We start from the raw sequence: 26,999 nt of genomic DNA, 5'->3' as shown, positions 1-26,999 counted from the left end.
CCCGCCAATTCAACTTGGCTGACTGCTGCGCTACATAACCCGAACCAGAAGAAGTCAATATGGACATTAATCGCAACCTTTTTGCAACTGCCCCTGCATCGGCCGACGAAGCTGAACGACTGAACATCGCCAAGGCTCTGGAGAACCGAAACTTCCTTCGACAAGCCTTTCGTGCTGAAGAAAACTTCATGCAACTCGCTACGGAAGTTGTTTCGGGAAGCCGTTTCGACAGTGAACATCTCGCCGGCAAATTATTGCTGCGCTCACTCAGCAAACATCCAGAATTCATTGAATTCATTGCCTCCTTCGACCTGCCTGCCGATCACTTCTTTATGGTCAGAAGCAATGGTGAAGTTTACGCCGCCTATGAAGAGTTCGGCGCTACGGGTTTTTACATCCACTACACTATCATTACCGATGAACTGTATGAGATCGAGTCTTTACGGAACGATATCGAACTCTTGTCGAAAACCGCATGGCGTTCTGGCGGCATTATTTCCTCCAGCGCCACCGTGCCACTGCGCAACTGGCTGGCGTTTCAGGAAATTGACCCACCTGAAAATTATGCAGACCTTGCAAACTTGATCGACTACCTAAACTTCAAAATGCCCGCGCCGCCAAAATTCGCTAACTACTGGGGTATTTCCGAAGAGACTCAGGATATCGCCCTGATAGTCGAGCCGGAGCAGTATCCTGTGATCATGCAGGTCGTGCGAACGTTGATGGCTGACTCGGGGCGGTATTCCGAGCCGTTGATCAACTACCTGACGGATGTGCTGCTCAAGAAGAGAAGCGGCGCCTTGCTGCAGGAAGATCCGCGACTGGCGTGGGAAATTCTGATGCAAACGAGCGAGGCAAAAAGTCTGGCTCAGCGCTGTTTCGATGCACTTCTGATCGAGGGCAAGGCACACACGGTAACGGAGGTCACCCGCAGCCGGTTACTGCTCGCTGCGGTCGTGCTGGACCTGGACATGGGCTCGGATGAGCGGGTCGAAACTCATCGAAGTCTGCGTTATGAATCGCTGTATGTGCATGAAACCCCGGCGCAGGCGCGGACACGTCTCAAAAGCCATTTTGAGCAGATCAACCGCGTCAGTCCATTCGCCGCTTACCTGGCAGTGGAACTGGTGCTGGCGGGGCAATCACCGGAGTTTCTGGTCGTTACCCCGCCGACACTGCTGATCGGTTCACCAGGCTGGGTCATGTTGCGCAAGGCCGTCATGCTGACAGAAAGGATCGCTCCCGGGTTGTCGCGCAAACTGTCTTATGAGCAACTGATGAAGTTTGCCGCACTTGCGCCGCTCAGCGATGCACAACGCGCCCTGCATCAATTACTCAATCTGCAATGCGTGCTGGATTGGGCAAACATCAACGAGGTGATGCTCCGTGAAGACTCGGCATTATCGGAAGAGCAGATCGCAACAGCGGCAGTGAGTCGCTACAACACGTATGCCGGTGAACTGGAGGCGGCGCTGAAGTCGATAACCGCTGCGCCGGTCAGCCGACGGAAACTGGCGCAGCAAACGCTGTTCGATGCCGACATCGACCATCATCAGGAGGTATTTCGTTCGCCGCACAATAAAGGGGGACTGATCAGCGACACGGTGATCAATCTTTACCTTGCCAACCAGTTACACCGTAAAAACCTCACCAGCACATCGACCAAGCGCAATTTGCACGACGTGCATCCAGATTTGGCCAGCCTTGCGCCAATCAATCAGTTGTATGCCGATAAGCTCAAGCCGCAGCACGAAACCTTCAAGTCGGGAATCAGCACCATGATCCGGCTGGCATTCTCCCGGCTCGGCATGAGTGATCGAGAAGCACTGACACAGGGTGCTTCAACGCTCTACCTGGTGCGCGGCAACCGCAATATCCCCGGTCACAGCGCCGACCACTTCTCCCCGCACGGGGTGGTCATCCTGTGTCGTCACAAATCGAAAAACCATTGCTTTGAGTTGTTCCCGTTACAGGGAGTGTGCCGCAAAAGCGAGCGCCTGGCCGAGGCTTTCGCCAGCGGCTATGCATTCAATGAAGACACCGCAAGCTTCGACGGGCCGACCAACGGCAAGACCGGGAATTTCCCGCGCCTTACTTATCTGGAAAACATCATTACCGAGCACGCAGCCTACTTCCAGGGTGCAACGCCTGGTCAGAGCGAACAAACGGACATCAATAAATTACTGCCGCGCCGCCACTGGGAACTGGCCGAGCATGCGGATGTTCATGAGTTCGGCATGCTGCTTGATCGGTTTGGTCAATTTGCGCCGCACTACGAAGAATCGGCCTGGTACACATCGCCAATGGAAAGTTACCAATCGCCGAGGCTAAAAGACATTGCCGACTTTATTGCGCAAAAGAACCCGCCCATCACCTACAACGAATATTACCGGATGGGCTATGACCAGACTGAATACGAGGAAAAGCAGGAAGCGTACGAGCGCGTTGCCAACATCATTCTGAACATCTTCATTCCATTCAGAGGCTGTATCCAGCAACTGACTTCGGATGATCCGGATAAACGCAGTGGGGCCGCCTTCAGTTGCGTCATCGACGCCCTCGCGGTGTCCTTTGTCTTTATCGGGGCGGCCGGAGCGCTGGCAAAAGCAGTGGCAAGCAGCACCAGGCTGCTCAGCCTCGGGCGCGTGGCCGGCAGTATTCTGGTGTCAATCTTCAACCCCGTCGACGGTGTTCCCCAAGTGATCGTCGGCGCCGGGAAGCTGGCAGGCAAAAGCGCGCTGAAGCTCAGCCACGCTGGCAGTTCGATCAGCATGACAGCTGCCCGCCAGTTGCGTCGACTGACGACTACCAGCAGTGGCTCCTACGACTTGGTCAAAGCGTTGAGCAAGTCCGGGGCGGCGGCCGAGATTCGCATGACCCTGCCGACGGTGGCTCATGCGCGGGCACTGTTCAAGGACGACACCCTGGAAAGTGCCAGCCAAATTCTCACTCGACTGACAGACACGAAAAATCCTTTACCGAAAACCGCCAGCCCTGCGGAGCTGGAACACCTCTTCAACAAAGCCGTTATCGACACTACGCGAAGGCTGCAAAAAGCACAGGAGCTTGAAGCGTTGATCGGCAAAACGGCAATCGATGAACTGCTGGCGACAGTCTTGGCAAAGAACGGTATCGATCTCCAGGCCGCACGCTCGGCGGGCAAGGGATATACCGACTTGCTGGAAACGGTCAGCGAGATCGAGGCCCGCAAGGTCAACTACATGAAGGGCCATCAGCAGAATCTGCTGAGACAGGATCTGGGAAAAGCCCCTTACAACGGTGTGCTGCCAGAGTCGCACTACAACGTTCAAGGCTTCACCGATAACGCCCAACGAGCCGGCGCCTGGATCGTTCATGCCTCGAATTCTCCGGGCAACGATCTCGCCAGCATCGTGGCCGTCTTGCGAGAGTACGCTAACAGCAATAAGGCGTTGACCGACCCCGACGTGATCAGACAGCTACATGTCAGCATCGCACCTGCCACCTCGGACATTGTTCGTGTAGGCGTCAACGACAAGAAATACGCCAGTAGCATCAGTGGCTTTGCCGTGATGCAGGAGCATTTGAAGAAACTGGACACCGCTCACGAGCACTTCAGCAAACAGCTACTCGGCACAGTGGTTGGCTTCCACGGTTTTGGTGATGGAAATGGCCGCACGGGCCGTGCCTTGTATGCGATCAGCGAGATACGAAAGAACCGGTTCAATCCGCTGTCGAAAGAAGCATTCAGCGCGCTGCATGGTCTGGACTGAAGACCCGCAAAATCGCTACGCTGAGTAGACCCACAGCCCGGCCGGCCAGCGCCTGCCGGGCTGTGTTCTGTCACAATTCACGGCTGTCAGTCGCTCCCGACCATCGCCGGCACGGTAAACCGAAACTCCGTACCCTCACCCGGCTCACTGCTGGCCTCGATGCGCCCGCCATGGGCCTCAACAATCCCCTGCGTGATGTACAAACCCAGCCCGGTTCCGGTCGGGTTGCCCTCTTTCACCGTCCAGTAGCGGTCAAACACCCGCGCCAGGTTTTCCTTGGGAATGCCTTCACCGGTATCGCGCACGGTAAACACGATTTCCCTGCCGTCAGACTTGGCCAGTACGCCCACTGAGCCTTTGCGCGGGGTGAACTTGATCGCGTTGCCGATCAGGTTCGACAGCACCTGAAACAGGCGCTCCGGGTCGGCATGGATTTTCAGGTCGGGGTCGGCCTGGAACGAGATGCTGATGTCCTTGTCCAGCGCCAGCGGCCCAAGCAGGGATTGGGTTTCCTCGAACATCTGCCCGACGTCCAAGGTCTGCGGGGCGATGGTGTAGCGCCCGGCGTCGATTTTCGAGGTGTCGAGCAAATCTTCGAGCAGCGTGTTCATCCGCCCGGCGGCCTGCTGCATGGTGTCGATCGCGGTGGAGATGCGCCGCGAGGTGTGCGGGCCATCTGAGCTGAAGGTCTTCTGCATCATGCCGCAGAGCATGGAAATCACGGTCATCGGATTGCGCAAATCGTGGGAAACCACCGCCACCAGCTCATCCCGGGCGCGCACCGCTTCCTGCTCGCGGTGCACCTGCCGGGCCAGGTCGTTTTCCAGTGCCGAGCGGCGCAGGTCATTGGCCGCAAACAGATCGCCGTGGCTCCATTTGGTGGAGATCCCGGCCATCTCGACTTTCCAGATTTCGAACGAAGTGCGCGGGCGCAGACGCAGGCCGGCATCGGAGTTTTCCAGATCCAGCGGCTTGCGCGGATCACCGCTCCAGTTGATGTTCTCCTTGACCTCGGGGCGGAACCACAACACGCCGTTGTCCACCGGTTTGGGCAGGCTCATGGCGAGCACGCCGCTGGCCACTTGCTGAAACTGCGCGGCTGGCGGGTAGACGCTGGCCAGATGATGACTGGCGAACACCGGCTCGCCGGTTTCCTGCAGCCACTTGTGCAGGGCGCGAATGTCTTCTGGCTCCGGGCAATTACCGTAACGGTGCAACTGCTTGTCTTCGATGATCGCAATGCCCCCGGCCCCGGCCAGCGCCATCAGCACTTGCGGTTGCTGCGCCAGACCATCGAAGACATTTTCCGGCGAGTCGATCATGGCCTGTTTGAGCAATGCCAGTGCCTCGACCTTTTCTTCACGCTGACGGCTGAGTTCCAGCGCCTCCATCGCGCTGATCTGCAGCGACAGTACCTGACCGATGGTCTGACAGGCACTGCGCAACTCGTGCGGCACATGCAGCGGCTGGCGATTGCCACAGCTGATCAGGCCCCAGAGTTTGTCACCCTTGAGCAGCGAGATGCTCATCGACGACAGAACGCCCATGTTCTTCATGTACTGACAATGAATCGGCGAGACGCTGCGCAGGGTGGCGAAACTCAGGTCCAGCGGGGTCTGGATGTCCGGGCGCAGCTTGGGCACCAGCGGCACCGGCTGGTAATCGGCATTGGGGATGATCCGCAGCCAGTTGGTGCGGTACAGCTCGCGCGCTTGCTCGGGGATGTCCGAGGCCGGGAAGAACAGGCCGTTGAACACTTCCATCGACGGATCCGACGCCTCGGCGATCACCTGGCCGTGGCCCTCCTCCTCGAAGCGGTAGATCAGCACCCGGTCGTAACCGGTCATCGCCTGGATTTCCTTGACGCTGATGTCATACAGCGCCTGCAATGTGGTGGCTGCTTGCAAGCGCTGGAGCATGCGTCCCAGATGGGTCTGGTTGCCGGCGACGTTACGCGGCTGGAAGTTTTCGACGTGGATTTCCAGTTCCAGAATCAACACGCCTTGATGACGGTGCAGCAGACCTTCGAACGCGGTGCCGTTGAGGCGGAAATGCAGCGGTCCGGCATCGGCGAACACCGGTTGCTGCAGCGCATCGCGCACAGCGGCGGCAGGCGCTTCACCCAACAGACTGTGCAGCGGCTGGCCGATCAGCTCCTGCGCCGGCCGTGCCAAGAGGGTCTCGACGTTGGCGCTGATCTGAATGATTTCCAGCGCCGGCTCGCTCAGGGTCAGCAACAGGCCATGGGGCTGGATGGCACCCGGAAAGCGGATCGGTTCGTCGGCACAGTTGGCCAGCAGTTCTTCAAAGGCTTCTTGGTCTTGCGGGTTCATGCCAGTACCTCCCGGCTTTCGAGCCAGCGCTCGAAACAACTGAATGTGGATTGGGCCGCCGCAACCACGGCTTCACGTTCATCCGCACTCAGCGGTCGACTGCCCAGGTAATCAATGAAATCGCGCCAGCGGCGGCCGGTGGCAGCGCCGTAAACGTCGAGGAATGCCGCGCCATTGTCGGCGTCCAGGCTCAACCGCGAAGCGATTTCGCGACGCAGGATCTGCCCGCCGAGGGTTGCCCCTTCCAGCACGTACAACACACCCAGGCAAGTCGGCCCGGAGTCGATCACGGGCAACGTCTGACAGTGTGGCAAACGGGCGATGGTCTCGGTCGTGAGACCCAGAGCCTGCAAATCATCGAGCAAAATCTGCGATTTGAGGCGTGGCGCAAGATCGAAATCCACCGGGATCGCGCCGCTGTCGAGCAATGCGCTTTCCAGTGGCCGATAAAAACCGTAATAAGCCTGCATCAACCGTACGAAAGCGTTGGAATCGAGGGTATTGGAGAAAAAAGGAAGACGTTTTTCCAGTGCGATGTGCAGTTCGGCAGTGCCGGCTCGCAGATCTTGCAGCACCGGCGGCACATAAACTTCACGGGCCTTTGCTTGCATGTAAATCGCTCTTGGTGGGGCCGCTTCGGGGCCGGCAGGGTGTTTGCAGCTTTGGACGAATATTACACGGCAAACGCCTTTTTCTGACTTCGCGCACAGATTTTTCTGACGAAACCATCGCCTTCAGACTTTTGAGAGTTCCGGCCAATCGGAAAAGTTCGACTGGATTGAAGGGACTGCCAAGGCTGTACCGCGACAGCGCCGCGAGACTGTATGGGTCAACGCGGCCGCCGCCTGTGATAAAAATGCGGCATCGCTTCTGGAGCCCACATCCATGGATCTCGCCACGCTTACGCTGTTTCTTCCGGCCTGCTTTGCCTTGAATATGGCCCCCGGCCCGAACAATTTGCTGTCGGTCAGCAATGCCACCCGCTATGGCTATCGCCGGGCCTGCGCCGCCGGTATCGGGCGGATTATCGCGTTCGCCGGGATGATCGCCCTCGCCGGCGCCGGACTGTCAGTGGTGCTGCAGACCTCGGAATGGCTGTTCCATGCGATCAAGATCATCGGCGCGGCGTATCTGCTGTACCTGGCCTGGCAACTGTGGCGCGCCAATCCCGAGGCCGAGCAGCAAGTGGCGGGAGCGTCGGTGGGATTCTGGCGCCTGGCGCGTCAGGAGTTTCTGGTGGCGGCGGGCAATCCGAAAGCGATTTTGCTGTTCACCGCGTTCCTGCCGCAATTTGTCGACCCGAGCCGCCCGGTGCCGGCGCAATTCGCCGTGCTCGGTGCACTGTTCCTGCTGCTGGAATGGATCGCGATCGGCGCCTATGCGTGGATGGGCCTGCACATGCGCCGCTGGTTCGCCGAGCCGCGCGGCAAACGGGTCTTCAACCGTTGCTGTGCAGGGCTGCTGTCGGCGGCCGCTTCAGTGCTGTTGTTCGCCAAACGTGCTTAAGCCTCGGACGGGCCTTTGAGTTCGACCTGATTGCCGTCCGGGTCGAAGCAATACAGCGACAGGCCGTAGCCCTCGGCGCCGAAGCGTCTGGCGGCTTTTTCCACGGTCAGGCCGCAGGATTGCAAGTGGCTGACCAGCGCCGCCTCGTCGAACGGGTCGATGCGCAGGCAGAAATGATCGACGTTGCGCCGCTCGGTACCGGCTGCACCGCCGCCCTTCCTGCCCAGCTCGCCTTGCAAGTCGACGAGATCGATCATCGAAGTTCCGGCGCGCAGGTGCACCAGACCCAGTGGTTCGTTGTGTCTGACCACCTCGGCACCGAAGACCTGGCGGTAAAAATCGATACTGCGCTGCAGATCGGCGACACGCAGGACGATGTGATCAATATGTTGAATCGAAAACGGATGCATGAACTCGACACCTCACCCACTCTGTAGGAGCTGCCGCAGGCTGCGATCTTTTGCTTTTGATTTTAAGAAACAAGATCAAAAGATCGCAGCCTGCGGCAGCTCCTACACGGTAGTTCAGAGGTTCTGGAAATTCACTGTCGATTTTTCGGTGGAGCCATCGAAATCCTGGATTTAAGCTCAGGCCATGAACATACAAACCGCACTGTTACCACCCCACGCCGAGATGGTTCGCGCCATGCTCGAACGCGACACCGCCTACGAGGGGGTGTTCTTCACGGCCGTGAAAACCACCGGGATCTTCTGCCGCCCCAGTTGCACGGCGCGCAAGCCGAAACCGGAAAACGTCGAATTTTTCGCCCATGCCGATGAGTGCCTGAGCGCCGGTTATCGCGCCTGCCTGCGCTGCAAGCCGCTGGACGCTGCGGCCATCGCACCCGATTGGGTACAGCGCCTGCTCAAAGCCGTCGATGCCGACCCGGAAGTGCGCTGGAGCGACGCCCAGTTGCTGGCCGAAGGCATCGAACCGCTGAAGCTGCGACGCTGGTTCAAGCAGCATTTCGGCATGACCTTTCATGCGTGGCTGCGCACGCGCCGGCTCGGCATGGCGCTGGGCGGCATTCGCCAGGGCGCCTCGATTGATCACGCGGCGTTTGACTCCGGCTATGAATCACTCAGCGGTTTTCGTGACGCGTTCCAGAAATCCTTCCACATCACCCCGGGCCGCGCGGCCAACAGCGAACCGCTGCTGTTCACCCGCCTGACCACACCACTGGGGCCGATGATCGCCATGGCCGAACGTCGGGGACTGGTGTTGCTGGAGTTTCTCGACCGCCCGGCGCTGACCCGCGAAGTCGAGGAATTGCAGGCCCGTCACGGCTACGTGGTCGCACCGGGGCACGATGTGCATCTGCAGCAGATCGAACAACAACTGAAGGAATATTTCGCCGGCACCCGCAGCGTCTTCAGCGTGCCACTGCACCTGCCCGGCAGCACGTTCGACCGGCAAGTCTGGGACGAACTGCTGAACATCCCCTTCGGCCACACCAGCACCTACGGTGCCATCGCGGCACGTTTGGGCAAACCCGGCGCCAGTCGCGCGGTGGGGTTGGCCAACGGGCACAATCGGTTGTCGATCGTGGTGCCGTGCCATCGGGTGATCGGTGCGGATGGCTCACTGACCGGCTATGGTGGTGGGCAGCCGCGCAAGGCGTTTCTGCTGAGGCTGGAAAACGCTGCGGTGCAGCTCACGCAACCCCTGGCTTTCTGACGCTTTGCACCACTCACAAGAAGGAATCTCGATGAACGCGCTCGACACTCGGTTCCACCAGTTACACCAGGAAGGTCTGCTGATCCTGACCAACGTCGCCGACGCCACTGGCGCGCGACTGGTCGAGCACGCGGGCGGTAAAGCGGTCGCGACCAGCAGCGCGGCAGTCGCTTGGGCGCATGGCTACCCAGACGGCAACACCCTGCCCCTCGAACGGCTAATTTCAACCGTGGAATCCATCGCGCGGGTGATCCAGGTGCCGCTGAGCGTGGACATCGAGGCGGGTTATTCCGATGACCTTGGCCGTGTGGCCGAAGTGGTCGACGCGGTGCTCGCCGCCGGTGCGGTCGGGATCAATATCGAGGACGGTAGCGGCGCCCCGGAGCTGTTGGCGCGCAAGATTGAAGTGGCGCGGCAAGTCGCTCAGAAGCGTGGTGTGAAGCTGTTCATCAACGCGCGCACTGACGTCTACCTCAAGGGCCTGGTACCGGCCGAGGATCGCGTCGCCGAAACCCTGCGCCGTTCGGCGTTGTACCAGGCGGCTGGGGCCGATGGGCTGTTTGCCGCTGGCGTGACCGCCGCTTATGAAATCGAGGCAATCTGCAAGGGCACGTCACTGCCGGTGAACGTGCTCGGCTTCGCCTGCCTGCCCTCGCCGACCGAGCTGCAAGCCCTGGGCGTGCGGCGCTTGAGCGCCGGGTCCGGGATCGCCGAATTCCTCTATGGCGCGATGGGTGCGCTGGTGAAAAGCTTCCTCACCAGTGGCAAGCTCGATACCCATGATCTGAAGGCGCTGACCTACGGCGAAGTCAACGGTCTGCTGAAATAGCATGCCGGATCGTTATCAGGCGGCCAGTGAGTTTCTGGCCGCGCTCGACGAGGACTGGCAACGCCACATTGCCGCCGTCGGCCCGTGTCTGCATCAACCGCACCCGACGCGTGATCCGTATCAGTCGCTGGTGCGGGCGATTGCCTATCAGCAACTGCACGCCAAGGCCGGGGACGCGATTGTCGGGCGCCTGGTGGCGTTGTTTCCCGGGCAGACGTTTCCCCGGCCTGAACAGATTCTCGCGACCGACTTTGATCGACTGCGCGGCTGCGGCTTTTCGGCGGGCAAGATTGCAACGATTCAGGGCATCGCCCAGGCAACGCTGGACGGCGTGGTGCCGGATTACCCCACCGCGCTGGCAATGGAGGATGAAGCGCTGATCGAACGCCTGGTCAGCCTGCGCGGGGTTGGCCGCTGGACGGTGGAGATGCTGCTGATCTACAGCCTGGAGCGCATGGATATTCTGCCGGCGGATGATTTTGGCGTGCGCGAGGGCTATCGCCGAATGAAGGGGCTGGAGGTGCAGCCGACGCGCAAGCAGATGATCGAGATCGGCTTGGCGTGGAGCCCGTATCGGACGGTGGCGGCTTGGTACCTGTGGCGCGTACCAAAAACCCTGTAGGAGCTGCCGCAGGCTGCGATCTTTTGATCTTGCTTTTCAAGAGATCGCAGCCTGCGGCAGCTCCTACAGGGGAATGCATTGCAAAGGTGGGAGCGAGCCTGCTCGCGAAGGCGCCAGTTGATTCAACCTCAAATCACAGACCTGACTTCAACTTGCTGAACGCCCGAATCAAAGCCCGATTGAACGCCTTGCCATTGTCGTTCTTGCTGTACAGCGAAGCCCGCACCGCCGCTGACGGGTACGTCCCCGGATCATTGCGGATCGACGCGTCAACCAAAGCATCCGCCGCCGTGATCGCATTGGCGTAGTGGATGGTGTCAGTGATCGGCGCGATCACCTCAGGCGTCATCAGATAATCCATCAACGCCAGCCCGGCCTGTGGATGCGGCGCATCCTTGGGAATGACCATGGCGTCGAACCAGATCAACGTGCCCTCTTTGGGGATGCGGTAACTGAGCTGGAACGGCTTGTTCGCCGCTTGCGCCTGCCCGGCTGCAATCGCCACGTTGCCGTTCCACGACATCGCCACGCAGGTATTGCCGTTGGCCAGGTCGCTGATGTTCAGGTCGTTGTCGAAGTAACGGATGTACGGGCGGATCTTCGCCAGTTGCTGCTCGGCGAGTTTCAGGTCATCAAGATTCTGCCGGTTGATGTCCAGGCCCAGGTACTTCATGACTGCGGCGAACACTTCGTTTGGATCGTTGAGCAGACTCACGCCACAGTCGGCAAATTTCGCCACCACCGCCGGGTCGAACAGCATCGCCCAGCTGTCGGTCGGCGCTTCTGGTAAACGCTGCTTGATCGCTTGCTCCTGATAGCCGACGCCGGTGGTGCCCCAGGCATAAATGCCGGCGTAACGGTTACCCGGATCGAACACCGCCATGTGCTGGCGAAACTCCTCGCCAACCCCGGCAAAGTGTGGCACCCGGGCCTTGTCCAGCGGCTGGATCGCACCACTCTCGATGGCCCGCGACAGGTGCTGGCCGGCGGTCAGCACCAGGTCATAACCGCTGCGCCCGGTGAGCAGTTTGGTTTCCACGGTTTCCAGCGAATCGAAGTGATCGGCGACCACCTGAATGCCGGTCTGCGCTTCAAAATTCTTCAGCGTATCCGGGGCCAGGTACTCGCCCCAGATGTACAGATTGACCACCGGTTTCGCCGTTTCGGCAGCCTGCACACACAGGGGTGCAAGCACCAGCAATAACGCTTGAGTCAGTTTGTGCAGGCCCATCATCACACCCCCTTGCGATTAGACGTGCCGGCGTATTGCGGCATGGTGATGCACGCGACGTTGCCGCCACCGAGGAGGATTTCCCGGGAATTTTCGATGCCGACGATCTTGTGCTGCGGGAACAGTTCGGCGAGCGTCGCCATGGCCACCTGATCGTTGCGATCACCGAACAGCGGTACCACGATCGAACTGTTGCCGGCGTAGTAGTTGATGTACGACGCGCAGATTCTGGTGCCGGCCTGACGGGTATGGGTGCTGTCCTGCTGATCGAGGCCTTCGGCTTCCTCGGCGGTCCATTCCAGCACGTCCGGTTGCGGCAGTTTGTGCACGATCAACTCGCGACCTCGACTGTCGCGGGTGCTGCGCAGGATGTCGTAGGCCTCCTGATAGATTTCCCATTGCGGGTCATCGCGGTTGTCGGTCCACTGCAGCACCACTTCGCCGGGGCGCACGAAGCATGCGAGGTCATCGACATGGCCATCGGTTTCGTCGAACTTGCAGCCGCGTGGCAGCCAGATCACCTGTTCGGCGCCAAGGTAATCGGTCAGGCGCCGAGTGACCTCGTCCTTGCCCAGATGCTGGTTGCGATTGCGGTTGAGCAGACATTGCTCAGTGGTGAGGATGCTGCCCTGACCGTCACTCTGGATGCCGCCGAGTTCGGCAATCAGCGGTGCGCGGTAACGGTCGAAGCGTTCGATTTCGAGGATCTTGCTGGCGATCTGATCGTCCTTGTCCCACGGGTAATACAGGCCACCGTCGAGGCCGCCGTAGGCGTTGAACTCGAAGTCGACGCCACGCACTTCGCCGCTTTCATCGTTGACCACAAAGCACGGGCCGCTGTCGCGAAACCAGGTGTCGTTGCAGGTCATCTCGACCACGCGCACTTGCGGCGGCAATTGCCGACGCGCCGTGGCGAATTGCGCGGCGGAGGCGCAGACGGTGACCGGTTCGCTGTGGGAGATGGCGGTGACGATCTGCACCCAGACTTTCTGCGCCGGTTTCGCGCCGTTGCGCCACACGTCGGTGCGCTCCGGCCAGCCGAGCCAGCAGCTGGATTTGGCTTCGAATTCGCCGGGCAGACGGAAGCCGTCGTGTTTGGGGGTGGAGTCGAGCAAACGTGCCATGGTCAAACCTCGTCTTGGGTTGGGGAATGACCACAGGCTAAGGTCGCGGACGGCAGGCTCGCCAACGATGATTATTGCGGAACCGTTGAATTCAACTCATCAATCGCTCAACTGATCGTTGAACCATTCGAGCATCTGCGCCACCGCCGGACGCTCCAGGCGCAGCCGTTCGCAGACCAGCGCGTATTGGCCGAGCGCGGTCATGCTCGCGCTGAACGGCCGCACCAGTCGCCCGCTCAGCAGGTCCTCCTGCGCGGTGAGGTTGTCGCCCATCGCCACGCCCTGCCCCTGCGCCGCCGCTTCCAGCGCCAACCCGGCATGGGCGAAATACAACTGACGTTGCGGGCGCAGATCACCGGCGTGGCTGGTCAGCCACGTTGTCCAGGTCTTGCCATCCTGATCGTCGTGCAGCAGGCAATGGCGCACCAGGTCCTTCGGCGACTTCAGAACGCCCTGGTTGAACAGCCCGGGGCTGCACACCGGGAAGAATTGCAGCGCCGGCAACGGCCGCACGAAGTAGGAACTGCTGTCTGCAGGTCCGGTGCCGTAGGTGATCGCCAGATCGATGTCCTCGCCGGGCGCGCTGGCGTCGATCGGCTGTTCGTAGAGATGCAGGGTGATGTGCGGATAGCGCGCATAGAAATCAGTGAGGCGGTTCATCAGCCACTTCTGCGCCAGTTCGGCGGTGACCGCCAGACGCACGACCGCCAGCGAGGATGGATCGCGCAGTTCATCGCAGGCCTCGCCGATCAATTCGAAGGCCTGCTGCAGGCTCTGCATCAGGCGCCCGGCGGCGATGGTCGGGCGGATCTGCCGGCCTTCGCGGATGAACAGCGAAACGCCGAGCTGCTCTTCGAGCTGACGGATCTGGTGGCTGACCGCGCTGTCGGTGACGCACAGCTCGGCGGCAGCCCGGCCGAAATGCGCGTGGCGGGCGGCGCATTCGAAGGTTCTGAGGGCGGCCAGTGAGGGGAGTCTTCGCATCGGTTGGGGTGCCTTTTTTGGGGACATGCTGACCGGGCCTTGAGCAGGCGTCCAGTGGCTCCGCGTTATCGTTCATCGCTGGCAAGCCAGCTCCCACAGGTTTTGTGTCGAATGGCAAAGCCGCGCACACCAAAAAATCACTGTGGGAGCTGGCTTGCCAGCGATGGCGTCGGCACATTCACACAATTCTTCTAGGCTCATTCAAACCCATCCAGCCAACCGGAGGCCCAGCATGCACCTCGAAGGCTCTTGCCACTGCGGCGCCGTCACCTTCAGCCTGACCAGCGCCCATCCCTATCCCTATCAACGCTGCTACTGCTCGATCTGCCGCAAGACCCAGGGCGGTGGCGGTTACGCGATCAACCTGGGTGGCGACGCGGCCAGCCTCAAGGTTCAGGGGCGCAAGCACATCAGCATCTACCACGCGAAGATGAAGGAAGCAGGTGAAAAACGTGCCCATCGCAGCACGGCCGAGCGGCATTTCTGCTCACAGTGCGGCAGCGGTTTATGGTTGTTCAGCCCTGAGTGGCCGGAGCTGATCCACCCGTTCGCCTCGGCCATCGATACGCCGCTGCCGGTACCGCCGCAACACACGCATTTGATGCTGGGGTCGAAGGCGCCCTGGGTCGAGGTGGATGCGCAGCCCAAGGACAAACAGTTTGCGGTGTACCCCGAGGAGTCGATTGCGCAGTGGCATGAGCGCTTGGGGTTGGTCAAATAAGTACAGTTTTGTGGTGTGATTGATGGCCCTATCGCTGGCAAGCCAGCTCCCACAGGTTCCGGGGCGTACACAAAGCCTGTGGGAGCTGGCTTGCCAGCGATAGGGCTGGAACCGACAACGCAGATCAGTCCAGATGCGCCCAGGTCATCCGGAACGACGCCCCACCCCACACCGATTCCCCGACCTCGACCTGCCCGCCATGGGACTGCGACACCCGCCGCACCAGCGCCAGCCCCAGGCCGAATCCGCCGGTACGACGGTCGCGACTGGCATCCAGCCGCGAGAACGGTTCGAAGATCTTCTCCCGGCCTTCCACCGGCACCCCCGGACCATCGTCGTTGACCCGCACTTCGTAGTAATCGCCGCTGCGCACCAGCGTCACCTCGACTCGCTGCTCGGCATAACGAATGGCATTACGCAGCAGATTGATCACCGCCCGCGCCATGAACCGCGGCTCAATGCGCACGGTGTCGAGCCGGCAGTCACCAATCAGCAACTGCACCCCCGCCGCTTCCGCCTCCAGCGCAACGCTGCCGACCACGCTGTCGAGCCAGTTGGCCGCTTGAATGTTTTCGCGCTTGATCACCGTCGCACCGCGTTCGAGGCTGGCGTAGGTCAGCAGTTCGGAGACCATTTCTTCCAACTCGCCGAGGTCGGCGTACATGTCGGCGATCAGTTCGCGGTTCTGGCTGGCGTCCGGCTGTTGCTTGAGCTGGTCGAGTTCAAACGACAGCCGCGCAATTGGCGTACGCAATTCGTGGGAGACCGCGTTGGTCAGCTCGCGCTGATTGGCGATCAGGCTCTCGATGCGCGCCGCCATCAGGTTGAAGTGTTCCGCCAGATCGCGGATGTTCGAGCGTTTCGACAGTTGAATGCGCACCGACAGATCGTTATCGCCAAAGCGCTCGGCGGCCAGACGCAGTTTTTCCAGATCGCGCCAGTGCGGGCGTACCCAGAAGAACAGGACGATGCCGATCAGCACCGCGAGCATCGCGTAAGCCACCGCGATGTAGAACGGCATCAGGCTCGGTTCGGGTGGCAGCTTGATGCTGAGCAGTTGCGAACCACCGTCGATGTTGCTGATGAATTGGGTGTAGTTGTCGCGGATCACCAACAGGTTTTGCGCCAGTTCGGCCTTTTCCTCGGTGCTGAGGTCCAGTTGATCGGCTTCGATCAGCTTCAGCGACAAGCCGTAGTGCGGGCGCAACGCTTCCAGCTGCTGTTCACGCGCCGCGCCTTGCTGATCGCGCATGTGCTCGACCAGTGACCACGCCTGCCCGCGCACCGCCTCACGGTTGTAGGCCTGCATCTGGTTGTCGAGCAACGCGTTGAAGGTGTGTTCGACAGTTTGCAGGGCCAGGACCAGGCCCACCGTCATCACCAGAAACAGCCCGAGGAATAACCGCAGCATCTACAGCTCCCACGCGAATGGATTGAACAGGTAACCCTTGCCCCACACGGTCTTGATGCACACCGGCTCACGGGGATTGTCCTTGAGTTTGTTGCGCAACTTGCTGATGTACACGTCGACGCTGCGATTGAGCCCATCGAAGGCGATACCGCGCATGCGGTTGAGGATGTCATCGCGGGACAGGGTTTTGCCGGCGGCGCTGGCCAGCAGCCACAGCAGCTCGAATTCCATGGTGGTCATCTCGATGATCTCGCCAGCCAGCCGCACTTCGCGGCAGCTGCGGTCGATGCTCAAGCGGCCGAACTCCAGCGCACTGACCACGCCGGCCTCCGGCATCTGCCGACGCTGCAAGGCGCGTAGCCGAGCGAGCAATACCGGCGGTTTGATCGGTTTGATCACGTAATCGTCGGCGCCAGATTCCAGGCCGAGAATGTGGTCGAGGTCGTCTTCCTTGGCGGTGAGGATGACAATCGGCGTGTCCGACACGCTGCGAATTTCCCGGCACACGTGCAGCCCGCTCTGCCCCGGCAGCATCAGGTCGAGCACCACCACTTTGGGCTGGAACTCGAGAAACGCGGCCACCGCCAGATCGCCGCGATGCACCGCGCGCACCTCGTAGCCATGCTGCTCGAGAAAGTGCGCAATCAGCGTGGCCAGACGTTCATCGTCTTCGACCAGCAGGACTTTGCCAAAACCCAGGTTATCCATAACGACCGTCTGCCAACCCATGTGTGAAATGGTCGACAGTATGGCGGCAATCGTCGGCGAGGCGTTGTTTCGGGCAGCAAAAACCGGCCGCAGGGGCCGGTTTTCGGTGATATTTCATACTCTTAAGAGTTTTTAACAAGTAGGAGCTGCCGAAGGCTGCAATCTTTTGATTTTTGAAACAAGATCAACAGATCGCAGCCTTCGGCAGCTCCTACAGGTTATGCGGCAGCCGGCACACCACTGTGGAAGCGAAACTCTTCATCCGGCGATTCGATCAGTTCCTGCTCGGCAGCACGCACCCTGTCGATCACCTGAGCAATGTCCTTCGCGTCGCCGTACTGGTAAGCCAGTTTCAGATAACCCTGGAAGTGCCGCGCCTCGCTTTTCAGCAGGCCGAAATAGAACTTGCCGAGTTCTTCGTCCAGATGCGGCACCAGCGCTTCGAAACGCTCGCAACTGCGCGCTTCGATAAATGCGCCGACCACCAGGGTATCCACCAGTTTCACCGGCTCATGGCTGCGCACCACTTTGCGCAGTCCCGAGGCGTAGCGCCCGGCGTGCAACTGGCGCAGCTCGATCTTGCGGCGTTTCATGATGCGCATGACTTGTTCGTGGTGCACCAGTTCTTCCCGGGCCAGACGCGACATCATGTTGATCAGGTCGACGTGGGAATGGTACTTGGCAATCAGGCTCAGCGCGGTGCTGGCGGCCTTGAACTCGCAGTTCTTGTGGTCGATCAGCAGGGTTTCCTGATCGGCCAGTGCGGCCTGGACCCAGGCGTCGGGTGTGCGGCAGCCAAGGAATTCGTGGATTTCGGGAAGGATCATGAGGCTCACGGTAAAAGGTGTACGAGCAAAGGCCGCCGATTATACCGGCCTGCCCGCAGACCACCAGTCGCAGGCGTTGATATGCATCAAGTCGCAGGCGCATGAGCAGCAACTATAGTTGTGCAACGCCGTGCCTTTTCTTTGCTGGAGACTCCGCTCATGCAAGCCATTCGCAGCATTCTGGTGGTCATCGAACCCGAACATTCGGAAAGCCTGGCGCTCAAGCGCGCCAAGTTGATCGCCGGCGTGACCCAGGCCCATCTGCACCTGCTGGTGTGTGACCGCAAGCACGACCATGCCGGCATGCTTGGCGTGCTCAAAGCCGCACTGCTGGCGGATGGCTACAGCGTGACCACCGAACAGGCGTGGAACGAAAGCCTGCACGAGACCATCATCGACGTGCAGCAGGCCGAAGGTTGCGGGCTGGTGATCAAACAGCACTATCCCGACAGCGCGCTGAAAAAGGCTCTGCTGACCCCGGCCGACTGGAAACTGCTGCGCCACTGCCCGACTCCGGTGCTGTTGGTGAAAACATCCACCTCCTGGAAAGACCGAGTGATTCTTGCGGCTGTGGACGTGGGCAATACCGATGGCGAACACCGGCATTTGCACACCACGATCATTGATCATGGCTACGACATTGCCAGCCTGGCCAAGGCGCATCTGCATGTGATCACGGCGCATCCGTCGCCCATGCTCTCGGCCGCGGATCCGACCTTCCAGCTCAAGGAAACCATCGAAGCGCGGTACCGCGAGCAGTGCAAGGCGTTTCAGGCCGAGTTCGATGTGGACGACGAGCACCTGCATATCGAGGAAGGCCCGGCGGATGTGTTGATTCCGTTCATGGCGCACAAGCTGCAGGCGGCGGTGACCGTGATCGGCACCGTGGCACGCAGCGGGTTGTCAGGCGCGTTGATCGGCAATACCGCTGAAGTGGTGCTGGATGCACTGGAAAGCGACGTGCTGGTGCTCAAGCCGCAGGAGGTTGAGGATCATCTGGTGGAGTTGGCGGTGAAACACTGAGGATTACGGTGCCTGAACCGGCGCCTTCGCGAGCAGGCTCGCTCCCACAGTTGGAATGCATATTCCTGTGGGAGCTGGCTTGCCAGCGATAGCGGTGGGTCAGTCAACATTGATATTGGATGCACCGCCCTCATCGCTGGCAAGCCAGCTCCCACAATATTTGCATTCCACTCCGATCATTGTGGGAGCGAGCCTGCTCGCGAAGCTTCTAGGCGCCGAAGGCGTCTTTCAGAAAGCCGGGGGCGATATAGCGTTGATAATGCGCTTCCGACAACAGGAAGAATTCCCGATCAATGGCATCGCGCAGTTCCGGCAGGTTCCAGTCGCGGAACTCCGGCAGCAACACCATCCCATAGGCTTCCAGATTAATGATCACCCGCGCCCCGCGCGCAATCAGCTGATAGGCCCAGCAATATTCCGACTGATGCGGCACGAAACGGATCTTGCGCTGCTCCAGCTGCTGGCGCAGGCGCGCCGGATCGAAGATCTCGACCTTGCTCGCCATCACTTGTGACAGCAATTGCTCCAGACGCAACCACACCGCACGCTTTTCCTCCTCGCCGTAACCATTCCAGTGGATCACTTCGTGGTGGAAACGCTTGCAGCCACGGCACACCAGATCTCCGTAAACAGTGGAGCAGAGGCCGACGCAGGGGGTCTTGATGGTCTGATTGGGCATAAATTGGCAAAACACTGAAACGCGGAACAGGCCGGCATGTTAGCCCTTTGTCGGCCATTGATCACCCCTCAAACGTCAGGGGCAAGCGCTGGCTCGCGGTTTGCCTCGCCCGCGCACAACGCCACCAAAGTCCAATAGAGCGCGACTTACCTTTAAATTTTTTTTGCCGTAGAATCAGCCAGCCTTTTAAGGCGCCAATGTCCGTTAGAAGCTGTTTTCAAAGCGTCACGAGCACAGTCGTTCCTTCAGAGCGGTGTTGGCGAAGGGTTTTTCCAGCGGGGAAAAGCCCAACGCCAACCCTCATCAGCTCCCCGTTCTGCAGGCGTAAAACTTTGAAAGCAGCTTCTGTAAGGAATTGCCGGTAATTCTGGCCAAACGACTCACAACGTCGTGCGGTGCATGAGTACGGCAGTTTCGGGATGAGCGTCCCGGACACCCATTTGGGACCACTGATGAGGGTAATAACTGTGCTTGAAGCCTACCGCAAACATATCGAAGAGCGTGCAGCCCTGGGTATCGTTCCCCAGCCGCTTAACGCCGAACAAACTGCAGGCCTGGTCGAGCTGCTGAAGAATCCTCCGGCTGGCGAAGAAGCTTTCCTCGTTGACCTGATCACCAATCGCGTACCACCAGGAGTGGACGAAGCCGCTTACGTCAAAGCCGGTTTCCTGTCCGCCCTGGCCAAAGGCGAAGTCACCTCCCCTCTGCTGGACAAGAAGCGCGCTGTAGAACTGCTCGGCACCATGCAGGGCGGCTACAACATCGTGACTCTGGTTGAACTGCTGGACAACGCCGAGCTGGCGCCAGTGGCTGCCGAAGAACTCAAGCACACCCTGCTGATGTTCGATGCCTTCCACGACGTGGCTGAAAAAGCCAAGAACGGCAACGTTCACGCCAAAGCCGTGCTGCAATCCTGGGCTGACGGCGAGTGGTTCAAGAAGCGCCCTGTGCTGGCCGACAAGATCAGCCTGCGCGTGTTCAAGGTCACCGGCGAAACCAACACCGACGACCTGTCCCCGGCACCAGACGCCTGGTCGCGTCCTGACATCCCGCTGCACGCCCTGGCCATGCTGAAAATGGCCCGTGACGGCATCGTTCCGGACGAGCAAGGCAAGACCGGCCCGATGAAGCAGATCGAAGAAATGCGCGGTCAAGGCTTCCCGATCGCCTACGTCGGTGACGTGGTCGGTACCGGTTCCTCGCGTAAATCGGCGACCAACTCGGTGCTGTGGTTCTTCGGTGACGACATCCCTTACGTGCCGAACAAGCGCGCTGGCGGTTTCTGCTTCGGCAGCAAAATCGCTCCGATCTTCTACAACACCATGGAAGATGCCGGCGCACTGCCGATCGAGTTCGACGTGTCGAACATGAACATGGGCGACGTGATCGACCTGTACCCGCACGCCGGCAAAGTCTGCAAGCACGGTACCGACGAAGTCATCACCACCTTCGAAATGAAGACCCCTGTGCTGCTGGACGAAGTCCGTGCCGGCGGTCGTATCCCGCTGATCATCGGCCGTGGCCTGACCGAGAAGGCGCGCGCCGAACTGGGTCTGCCTGCGTTCGACCTGTTCAAGAAGCCGGAAGCACCGGCTGAAAGCACCAAGGGCTTCACCCTGGCGCAGAAAATGGTCGGCAAGGCGTGCGGTCTGGCAGAAGGCAAAGGCGTTCGTCCTGGCACCTACTGCGAACCGAAAATGACCACCGTCGGTTCCCAGGACACCACCGGTCCAATGACCCGTGACGAACTGAAAGACCTGGCGTGCCTGGGCTTCTCCGCTGATCTGGTGATGCAGTCCTTCTGCCACACCGCGGCGTATCCGAAGCCGATCGACGTGACCACCCACCACACCCTGCCTGACTTCATCATGACCCGCGGCGGCGTTTCCCTGCGTCCGGGCGACGGCATCATCCACTCGTGGCTGAACCGCATGCTGCTGCCGGACACCGTCGGTACCGGTGGTGACTCGCACACCCGTTTCCCGATGGGCATCTCGTTCCCGGCCGGTTCCGGTCTGGTCGCGTTCGCCGCTGCCACCGGCGTCATGCCGCTGGACATGCCGGAATCGATCCTGGTGCGCTTCAAAGGCAAAATGAAACCTGGCATCACCCTGCGTGACCTGGTTCATGCCATTCCTTACTTCGCCATCCAGAACGGTCTGCTGACCGTCGAGAAGAAAGGCAAGAAAAACGCCTTCTCCGGCCGCATCCTGGAAATCGAAGGCCTGGAAGGTCTGACCCTGGAGCAGGCGTTCGAACTGTCCGACGCCTCGGCCGAACGTTCGGCTGCCGGTTGCACCATCAAGCTGTCGAAAGAGTCGATCACCGAGTACCTGCAGTCCAACATCACCCTGCTGCGCTGGATGATCGGCGAAGGCTACGGCGATGCGCGTACCCTGGAACGTCGTGCGCAAGCGATGGAAGCCTGGATCGCCAACCCGCAACTGATGGAAGCCGATGCCGACGCCGAATACGCCGAAATCATCGAAATCGATCTGGCCGAGATCAACGAGCCGGTACTGTGCGCGCCGAACGATCCGGACGACGCCCGTCTGCTGTCCAGCGTCGCTGGCGAGAAGATCGACGAAGTGTTCATCGGTTCGTGCATGACCAACATCGGTCACTTCCGCGCTGCCGGTAAACTGCTGGATCAGGTCAAGGGTCAGCTGCCAACCCGTCTGTGGCTGTCGCCGCCGACCAAAATGGACGCTCACCAACTGACCGAAGAAGGCTACTACGGCATCTACGGCAAGGCCGGCGCGCGCATGGAAATGCCAGGCTGCTCGCTGTGCATGGGTAACCAGGCACGCGTTGAGCCGAACAGCACCGTGGTCTCGACGTCGACCCGTAACTTCCCGAACCGTCTGGGCGACGGCGCGAACGTCTACCTGGCTTCGGCCGAACTGGCGTCCGTGGCTTCGATCCTGGGTCGCCTGCCGACCGTCGAGGAGTACATGGAATACGCTGGCAAGATCGACAGCATGGCGGCCGATGTTTACCGCTACCTGTCCTTCGACCAGATCGCCGAGTTCCGTGAAGCGGCTGCGAACGCCAAGATTCCGGTCGTTCAAGCCTAACGCTGCAACGCAATGAAAAAACGCCGCCCATCGTGAGATGTGCGGCGTTTTTTATGCCTTGAGTTTGAGGGCTTGCTGCACCGCCCCATCGACGCTCAGCCCGCTGAGTATCACCGCGTTAGCCGTTACCTCCGGCAACGCCTCCAACGCGACCAGCGCTTCCTGTTTGAGCCGCGCCAGAATCAGCCGCTTGCCCTCCTGATGCACCCGCAGGAAAAACTCCTGCATCGCCTCGATACTGGTGCCGTCCAGGTCCGGGGTTTCCTCCAGACTGAGGATCACCGTGTGCAGCGGCACTTGCGAATGACGAATCAAATGCAGCGCCGCACCGAGAATCCGCTCCACATTGGCAAAGAACAATGCCTCACTGGGCCGCACAATCAGCACTCCCGGCTCAACCGTCGCCGTTGGATGTCGCTGCAAATCGACAAAATCGTGCCCGCCGTCGATTCGCCCGAGCACCTGAATGTCCGCCGCCGACATCTGTTTGAGCATCAGCAACACGCTGATCGCCACCGACACCAGCAAGCCGTCGAGAATGCCCAGCACCAGCACCGCCCCCACCGCGCACATCACCAGCAGCCGATCCCGGCGCCAGACGAAGTAGCGCCCCAGCGGCTGCAGACTCAAGCCACGCGCCAGCGCATGAATCACGATGGCCGCCAGAATCGGCTCCGGCGTCAGGGCGATCCACGGCAATACCGTCAGCACGATCACCAGCACCACCAGCGCCGCCACGCCACCGGCCCAGCGTGACGTCGCCCCGGCTGCCTCGTTCGCCGACGTCGCCGAATACCCGGCCCCCGCTGGCATGCCATGGAACAATCCGGACAACAGATTCGAGGCCCCCAGCGCCAGCAGATCACGGTTGGAGGTCACACGATCACCGTGTTTGAGGGCGAACGCACTGATCGAGCCGTACGACTCTGCATACAGAATCATCACCAGCGCGAACCCCACCTCCCCCAGCCGCAGCCAGTCGGCAAACGGCAGCACCGGCAGGTTCGGTACTTCCAGGCTCAGGTCGATCAAGCCGATCAACTTCACACCGTGGGCCGGCAGGTTCAGCCATTGCCCGGCGACGATACCGATCACTACCACCAGCAAACCGCCGGGCACCCGTGGAAAACGGGAGAACAGGCTCAACAACAGCAGAGCCACCGCAGCGACAGCAGCCGCCGGCCAGTTCCATTGCGGCAGTTGTTCGAGCAATTGCGGGGCGAAGCGCACCAGATTGGCGTCGGTCAGGTGCACGCCGACCACGCTGGCGACCTGTTTGAGGATGATCGTCAGCGCCAGGCCGAAGGCGAAACCGCGCAATACCGGTTTGGCGATAAACGAAGTCACGCTGCCGAAGCGAAAGATCCCCGCCAGCAAGAACAGCCCACCGGTGACCAGTACCAAGCCGACCGCCAGCGTCGCGCGTAACTGCGGGTCGCCATTGGCCATGGTCGCGGTGGTCGCCGCCAGCACCGCCGCTGACGAAGACGTGGCCGAGACAATGGCAAAGCGGCTGGTGCCAAACAGCCCGTAGCAGAGCAATCCGGCAAACAGAGCAATCACGCCGGCCTGCGGCGCCAGCGCGGCGATGGTCGAATAAGCGACCGCTTCGGGCAAGAGCAGCCCGGCAATCGACAGGCCGGCGAGGATGTCACGCCAGCGATTGGTGGGTTCTACCGGTTGGGCCGTACTCGACAATCCACTGTCTCCAGACGAAAAAAAGCCGCTGTGCATGAGAGATGCGCAGCGGCCTACTGTAGCTGAAAAGCGAAAGATCGCAGCCTTCGGCAGCTCCTACAGGTATACACAAACCCTGTAGGAGCTGCCGCAGGCTGCGATCTCTTGATCTTCAAGCAGTCAGCGAATAAATCAACGCCGAAATCGCCACCAGACCTACGGCGGTGACAAACACGTTCGACGCCTGCCCGCGATAGCGCGCCATCGCCGGTACTTTGCGGATCGCGTACATCGGCATCAGGAACAGAATCGCAGCGATCACCGGGCCACCGATGGTCTCGATCATCCCGAGAATGCTCGGGTTCAGGGTTGCGACGATCCAGCACACCACCAGCATGAACGCCGCCACGATGCGATCCAGCGCCTTGGCGCCCGGACGCTTGCCGCTCTTGACGATCAGGCCCTTGAGGCCTTCGCTGGCGCCGATGTAGTGACCGAGAAACGACTTGGAGATCGCCACAAACGCAATCAACGGCGCCGCGAACGCGATGGTCGGGTTGCTGAAGTGGTTGGCCAGGTACGACAGGATCGACAGGTTCTGCGCCTTGGCTTCGGCCAGTTGTTCCGGCGACAGGGTCAGCACGCAGCTGAAGACGAAGAACAGCACCATCACCACCATCAACAGGTGGGCACGGCAGAGGATCTGCGAGCTGCGCTGGTCAGCGTTGACACCGTAGCGACGCTTCTGATCCACCGCAAACGCCGAGATGATCGGCGAGTGGTTGAACGAAAACACCATGACCGGAATCGCCAGCCACAGTGTGTGCAGCAACGCCGACGGTGCCGGCACTTGCGACGCGGTGGTGAGAATGCCGCCGTTCCAGTGCGGAATCAGGTACACCGCGAGGAACAGCAGCGCAACGATGAACGGATACACCATCAGGCTCATCGCCTTGACGATGGCCTGCTCGCCGCAACGCACAACGGCGAGCAGGCCGAGGATCAACACGAACGACAGCAGCGCGCGCGGTGGCGGCGTGATGTGCAGTTGGTGTTCAAGGAAACTGGCGACCGTGTTGGTCAGGCCGACGCTGTAGATCAGCAGGATCGGGAAGATGGCGAAGAAGTACAGCAGGGTAATCAGCGCACCGGCCTTGATGCCGAAATGCTGCTCGACCACGTCAGTGATGTCGGCGCCTTCGCGACCGGAGAGGACGAAGCGGGTCAGGCCTCGGTGGGCAAAGAACGTCATCGGGAAGGCCAGCAGCGCGAGGATCACCAGCGGCCAGAAGCCACCCAGACCGGCGTTGATCGGCAAAAACAGGGTACCGGCGCCAATGGCCGTCCCGAACAGTCCCAACATCCACGTGGTGTCATGGCGATTCCAGCTCGACAGTTCAGCTGGTGCTGCCGCTTCATAGCGTTCGTCGACGCTATTGGCCTGATCATTCATCCGGTCGGATCTCCGCATTCCGGTCACTTGCCACTCGGTCGGGACGCGTCGGAAAAAACCGACAGACATGCTCCGGCCGAAACAGGGGCGCGATTCTCCGTGATAAATGAGCAGAAGCAAAGACTTAGCTGAGGAATGGTTGTACGGAGCAGATCAGTGGGTTGTCGTTTTTGGGAAAATAGCTGTCGGCTTCAGATACGTGAAATGTCGCTTTTCGACAAGCTCCAGCGCCAAATCCACCGGCAAGGCCTGATCAGATTGATCGAGCCAGGAGAAATCCGAGTGACATGCAAAACAGGCCGAACGCCAGCATTCCCCAGATTGGGTACATATCGCCCTTGTTTTTGATGCGCATTCTTTCAACGTCCTCATCGTATTCTCGATCTGCCCGTTCAATCATGGCCTGACGGTCAAATGTACTCATGGTGATTTCCTTCTTAGAGAGTGGGGTTGAATGGTACAAACGCGAACACTTAAAACTTGAGTGAAAGTCCTACTACGGCCGCTGTTGCGGTCAACACCCCAGTGACTACCGCAAACGGATAAAAATACGTATCCCACCTCAACTTCTTTTCTTCCGCGATAAGCTTTTTTCTCTCGGCCGCCAGTTTCCGTATTTCACTCATTATCCTTTCGAGTTCCAGGTGTTCTCGATTGTTTTGAAGCATTTGCCTTCCTTGGCTGTTGGTAGTCACTACCCGAGCTGCTTTGTGCCTCATGATTGCTTGTTCATCACCATTCCGGTAGCAGACGCATCTGCCAAATTCGTAGGCAAAATCCGCGAAAAACGTAGGTAGCCTCGTACAAAAACAGCGGCGAGCTCATCACCCCACACTTTCAATCTGGCCGACATGTTCTAGCGTGAGAGGAGTCCCTTGCCCCACGGAGTCTTTGCCCATGCCCCTCGTCCGCGTCGAAATCAAAAAGCACTCTGATCCCACCTTCGCCAAACGCATCGGCGAGCAGATCTACGCCGCCATGCGCAGCACCATCAACGTACCGGAGCACGACAACTTCCAGATCCTCAACGAGCACGACGGCGAGCATTTCATCTTCGACCCGCAGTACCTGGGCATCCAGCGCAGCGATGAGTTGGTGATCATCCAGATCACCCTCAATGAAGGCCGGACGCTGGAGCAGAAAAAAGCCCTGTACCAGACCATCGCGCACAGCCTGAACAGTCAACTGGGCATTCGCCTGGAAGACGTGTTCATCAATCTGGTGGAAGTCAAAAAGGAGAACTGGTCGTTCGGCAACGGCATCGCCCAATACGCCAGTTGACTGGACTCGTTGGCGCCTTCGTGCAGCCGATCAACGATACCGGGGCGAGCTTCTGACGAAGCGCCCGCGCGCTCCCCGTTTCAG

General features: G+C 60.1%; 22 protein-coding genes. 9 read left to right on the top strand and 13 right to left on the bottom strand.

Features of this window, described 5'->3' with window-relative positions; translation table 11 throughout:
- Positions 1–59: 59 nt before the first annotated feature.
- Positions 60–3,752, top strand: a complete 3,693-nt coding sequence (locus AB1J88_RS04665) for a hypothetical protein (RefSeq protein WP_430290355.1) — start codon at positions 60–62, stop codon at positions 3,750–3,752.
- A gap of 86 nt (positions 3,753–3,838) precedes the next feature.
- Here the strand turns inward: AB1J88_RS04665 and AB1J88_RS04660 are convergent, their stop codons facing one another.
- On the bottom strand, positions 3,839–6,085 hold the full coding sequence (locus AB1J88_RS04660) for an ATP-binding protein (protein WP_430290354.1): 2,247 nt from the start codon (positions 6,083–6,085) through the stop codon (positions 3,839–3,841).
- A complete protein-coding gene (locus AB1J88_RS04655) occupies positions 6,082–6,696 on the bottom strand; it encodes a biliverdin-producing heme oxygenase (RefSeq protein WP_430290353.1) in 615 nt (204 codons plus the stop codon). The genes AB1J88_RS04660 and AB1J88_RS04655 overlap by 4 nt, the downstream gene beginning before the upstream one ends.
- A 274-nt stretch (positions 6,697–6,970) precedes the next feature.
- Here AB1J88_RS04655 and AB1J88_RS04650 point away from each other — a divergent pair, with 274 nt between their 5' ends.
- The gene (locus AB1J88_RS04650; RefSeq protein WP_047293666.1) at positions 6,971–7,591 is read left to right on the top strand and encodes a LysE family translocator; all 621 of its coding nucleotides are present in this window, start codon (positions 6,971–6,973) and stop codon (positions 7,589–7,591) included.
- Here the strand turns inward: AB1J88_RS04650 and AB1J88_RS04645 are convergent.
- Positions 7,588–8,001, bottom strand: coding sequence for a VOC family protein (locus AB1J88_RS04645; RefSeq protein WP_430290352.1), 414 nt, complete (start codon positions 7,999–8,001; stop codon positions 7,588–7,590). The two genes, AB1J88_RS04650 and AB1J88_RS04645, sit on opposite strands and share 4 nt — an antisense overlap.
- A 184-nt stretch (positions 8,002–8,185) precedes the next feature.
- Between AB1J88_RS04645 and AB1J88_RS04640 the strand changes: the two genes are divergently transcribed.
- Genes AB1J88_RS04640 through AB1J88_RS04630 form a run of 3 tightly spaced genes read left to right on the top strand, consistent with a single transcriptional unit; the run spans position 8,186 to position 10,719 of the window.
- Complete coding sequence (locus tag AB1J88_RS04640) at positions 8,186–9,268, top strand: bifunctional transcriptional activator/DNA repair enzyme AdaA (RefSeq protein ID WP_430290351.1); 1,083 nt, start codon at positions 8,186–8,188, stop codon at positions 9,266–9,268.
- Positions 9,269–9,299: 31 nt separating this feature from the next.
- Positions 9,300–10,097, top strand: coding sequence for an isocitrate lyase/PEP mutase family protein (locus AB1J88_RS04635; protein WP_430290349.1), 798 nt, complete (start codon positions 9,300–9,302; stop codon positions 10,095–10,097).
- Between the two features lies 1 nt (position 10,098).
- Positions 10,099–10,719, top strand: a complete 621-nt coding sequence (locus AB1J88_RS04630) for a DNA-3-methyladenine glycosylase family protein (RefSeq protein ID WP_430290348.1) — start codon at positions 10,099–10,101, stop codon at positions 10,717–10,719.
- Between the two features lie 133 nt (positions 10,720–10,852).
- Here AB1J88_RS04630 and AB1J88_RS04625 read toward each other — a convergent pair whose 3' ends face one another.
- From AB1J88_RS04625 to AB1J88_RS04615, 3 genes are all read right to left on the bottom strand, one after another.
- A complete protein-coding gene (locus tag AB1J88_RS04625) occupies positions 10,853–11,950 on the bottom strand; it encodes an extracellular solute-binding protein (protein WP_430290347.1) in 1,098 nt (365 codons plus the stop codon).
- A gap of 2 nt (positions 11,951–11,952) precedes the next feature.
- Complete coding sequence (aguA, locus tag AB1J88_RS04620; RefSeq protein WP_430290346.1) at positions 11,953–13,074, bottom strand: agmatine deiminase; 1,122 nt, start codon at positions 13,072–13,074, stop codon at positions 11,953–11,955.
- Positions 13,075–13,173: 99 nt separating this feature from the next.
- The gene (locus AB1J88_RS04615) at positions 13,174–14,058 is read right to left on the bottom strand and encodes a LysR substrate-binding domain-containing protein (protein WP_430290345.1); all 885 of its coding nucleotides are present in this window, start codon (positions 14,056–14,058) and stop codon (positions 13,174–13,176) included.
- 232 nt (positions 14,059–14,290) lie between these two features.
- On the opposite strand from AB1J88_RS04615, the gene AB1J88_RS04610 reads away from it, so the two are divergent.
- Positions 14,291–14,779, top strand: a complete 489-nt coding sequence (locus AB1J88_RS04610; protein WP_430290344.1) for a GFA family protein — start codon at positions 14,291–14,293, stop codon at positions 14,777–14,779.
- A gap of 124 nt (positions 14,780–14,903) precedes the next feature.
- On the opposite strand, the gene AB1J88_RS04605 is transcribed toward AB1J88_RS04610, so the two are convergent.
- The 3 genes from AB1J88_RS04605 to AB1J88_RS04595 form a co-directional block, all read right to left on the bottom strand.
- Positions 14,904–16,190: an ATP-binding protein gene (locus AB1J88_RS04605; protein WP_041067365.1), complete on the bottom strand. Its 1,287-nt coding sequence runs from the start codon at positions 16,188–16,190 to the stop codon at positions 14,904–14,906.
- Positions 16,191–16,898 (bottom strand): response regulator, encoded by a 708-nt coding sequence (locus tag AB1J88_RS04600; protein WP_027613172.1) that lies wholly within the window; start codon positions 16,896–16,898, stop codon positions 16,191–16,193.
- 218 nt (positions 16,899–17,116) lie between these two features.
- On the bottom strand, positions 17,117–17,725 hold the full coding sequence (locus AB1J88_RS04595) for a tRNA-(ms[2]io[6]A)-hydroxylase (protein WP_108182977.1): 609 nt from the start codon (positions 17,723–17,725) through the stop codon (positions 17,117–17,119).
- A 159-nt stretch (positions 17,726–17,884) separates the two neighbouring features.
- Here AB1J88_RS04595 and AB1J88_RS04590 point away from each other — a divergent pair, with 159 nt between their 5' ends.
- Complete coding sequence (locus AB1J88_RS04590) at positions 17,885–18,748, top strand: universal stress protein (RefSeq protein WP_430290343.1); 864 nt, start codon at positions 17,885–17,887, stop codon at positions 18,746–18,748.
- A gap of 208 nt (positions 18,749–18,956) precedes the next feature.
- On the opposite strand, the gene AB1J88_RS04585 is transcribed toward AB1J88_RS04590, so the two are convergent.
- Positions 18,957–19,427, bottom strand: a complete 471-nt coding sequence (locus AB1J88_RS04585; protein ID WP_007965774.1) for a DUF1289 domain-containing protein — start codon at positions 19,425–19,427, stop codon at positions 18,957–18,959.
- Positions 19,428–19,894: 467 nt separating this feature from the next.
- Here AB1J88_RS04585 and acnB point away from each other — a divergent pair, with 467 nt between their 5' ends.
- On the top strand, positions 19,895–22,504 hold the full coding sequence (gene acnB / locus AB1J88_RS04580) for a bifunctional aconitate hydratase 2/2-methylisocitrate dehydratase (protein WP_041067375.1): 2,610 nt from the start codon (positions 19,895–19,897) through the stop codon (positions 22,502–22,504).
- 51 nt (positions 22,505–22,555) lie between these two features.
- Here the strand turns inward: acnB and AB1J88_RS04575 are convergent, their stop codons facing one another.
- The 3 genes from AB1J88_RS04575 to AB1J88_RS04565 all read right to left on the bottom strand — a co-directional run bounded on the left by AB1J88_RS04575 (position 22,556) and on the right by AB1J88_RS04565 (position 26,058).
- Complete coding sequence (locus AB1J88_RS04575; RefSeq protein WP_430290341.1) at positions 22,556–24,238, bottom strand: SulP family inorganic anion transporter; 1,683 nt, start codon at positions 24,236–24,238, stop codon at positions 22,556–22,558.
- 115 nt (positions 24,239–24,353) lie between these two features.
- Positions 24,354–25,634, bottom strand: a complete 1,281-nt coding sequence (locus AB1J88_RS04570; protein ID WP_041067380.1) for an HAAAP family serine/threonine permease — start codon at positions 25,632–25,634, stop codon at positions 24,354–24,356.
- A 253-nt stretch (positions 25,635–25,887) separates the two neighbouring features.
- Complete coding sequence (locus AB1J88_RS04565; protein WP_174377316.1) at positions 25,888–26,058, bottom strand: hypothetical protein; 171 nt, start codon at positions 26,056–26,058, stop codon at positions 25,888–25,890.
- A 473-nt stretch (positions 26,059–26,531) separates the two neighbouring features.
- On the opposite strand from AB1J88_RS04565, the gene AB1J88_RS04560 reads away from it, so the two are divergent.
- Positions 26,532–26,915, top strand: coding sequence for a tautomerase family protein (locus AB1J88_RS04560; RefSeq protein ID WP_041067383.1), 384 nt, complete (start codon positions 26,532–26,534; stop codon positions 26,913–26,915).
- Positions 26,916–26,999 lie beyond the last annotated feature (84 nt).

It is taken from the genome of Pseudomonas sp. S8 (assembly GCF_050473925.1).
Lineage (GTDB): Bacteria > Pseudomonadota > Gammaproteobacteria > Pseudomonadales > Pseudomonadaceae > Aquipseudomonas > Aquipseudomonas parakoreensis.
Note: the sequence above shows the minus strand (reverse complement) of the source record. Positions and strands in the feature narration are given on the sequence as shown.

What these genes read in the sequence shown, in the direction of transcription:
- AB1J88_RS04575 (WP_430290341.1), bottom strand. Translation starts at nt 24,238, where the DNA reads ATGCACAGCGGCTTTTTTTCGTCTGGAGACAGTGGATTGTCGAGTACG.
- AB1J88_RS04615 (WP_430290345.1), bottom strand. Translation starts at nt 14,058, where the DNA reads ATGCGAAGACTCCCCTCACTGGCCGCCCTCAGAACCTTCGAATGCGCC.
- AB1J88_RS04600 (WP_027613172.1), bottom strand. Translation starts at nt 16,898, where the DNA reads ATGGATAACCTGGGTTTTGGCAAAGTCCTGCTGGTCGAAGACGATGAA.
- aguA (WP_430290346.1), bottom strand. Translation starts at nt 13,074, where the DNA reads ATGGCACGTTTGCTCGACTCCACCCCCAAACACGACGGCTTCCGTCTG.
- AB1J88_RS04625 (WP_430290347.1), bottom strand. Translation starts at nt 11,950, where the DNA reads ATGGGCCTGCACAAACTGACTCAAGCGTTATTGCTGGTGCTTGCACCC.
- AB1J88_RS04560 (WP_041067383.1), top strand. Translation starts at nt 26,532, where the DNA reads ATGCCCCTCGTCCGCGTCGAAATCAAAAAGCACTCTGATCCCACCTTC.
- AB1J88_RS04565 (WP_174377316.1), bottom strand. Translation starts at nt 26,058, where the DNA reads ATGAGTACATTTGACCGTCAGGCCATGATTGAACGGGCAGATCGAGAA.
- AB1J88_RS04605 (WP_041067365.1), bottom strand. Translation starts at nt 16,190, where the DNA reads ATGCTGCGGTTATTCCTCGGGCTGTTTCTGGTGATGACGGTGGGCCTG.
- AB1J88_RS04590 (WP_430290343.1), top strand. Translation starts at nt 17,885, where the DNA reads ATGCAAGCCATTCGCAGCATTCTGGTGGTCATCGAACCCGAACATTCG.
- AB1J88_RS04595 (WP_108182977.1), bottom strand. Translation starts at nt 17,725, where the DNA reads ATGATCCTTCCCGAAATCCACGAATTCCTTGGCTGCCGCACACCCGAC.
- AB1J88_RS04640 (WP_430290351.1), top strand. Translation starts at nt 8,186, where the DNA reads ATGAACATACAAACCGCACTGTTACCACCCCACGCCGAGATGGTTCGC.
- AB1J88_RS04570 (WP_041067380.1), bottom strand. Translation starts at nt 25,634, where the DNA reads ATGAATGATCAGGCCAATAGCGTCGACGAACGCTATGAAGCGGCAGCA.
- AB1J88_RS04665 (WP_430290355.1), top strand. Translation starts at nt 60, where the DNA reads ATGGACATTAATCGCAACCTTTTTGCAACTGCCCCTGCATCGGCCGAC.
- AB1J88_RS04650 (WP_047293666.1), top strand. Translation starts at nt 6,971, where the DNA reads ATGGATCTCGCCACGCTTACGCTGTTTCTTCCGGCCTGCTTTGCCTTG.
- AB1J88_RS04660 (WP_430290354.1), bottom strand. Translation starts at nt 6,085, where the DNA reads ATGAACCCGCAAGACCAAGAAGCCTTTGAAGAACTGCTGGCCAACTGT.
- AB1J88_RS04610 (WP_430290344.1), top strand. Translation starts at nt 14,291, where the DNA reads ATGCACCTCGAAGGCTCTTGCCACTGCGGCGCCGTCACCTTCAGCCTG.
- AB1J88_RS04585 (WP_007965774.1), bottom strand. Translation starts at nt 19,427, where the DNA reads ATGCCCAATCAGACCATCAAGACCCCCTGCGTCGGCCTCTGCTCCACT.
- AB1J88_RS04630 (WP_430290348.1), top strand. Translation starts at nt 10,099, where the DNA reads ATGCCGGATCGTTATCAGGCGGCCAGTGAGTTTCTGGCCGCGCTCGAC.
- AB1J88_RS04655 (WP_430290353.1), bottom strand. Translation starts at nt 6,696, where the DNA reads ATGCAAGCAAAGGCCCGTGAAGTTTATGTGCCGCCGGTGCTGCAAGAT.
- AB1J88_RS04645 (WP_430290352.1), bottom strand. Translation starts at nt 8,001, where the DNA reads ATGCATCCGTTTTCGATTCAACATATTGATCACATCGTCCTGCGTGTC.
- AB1J88_RS04635 (WP_430290349.1), top strand. Translation starts at nt 9,300, where the DNA reads ATGAACGCGCTCGACACTCGGTTCCACCAGTTACACCAGGAAGGTCTG.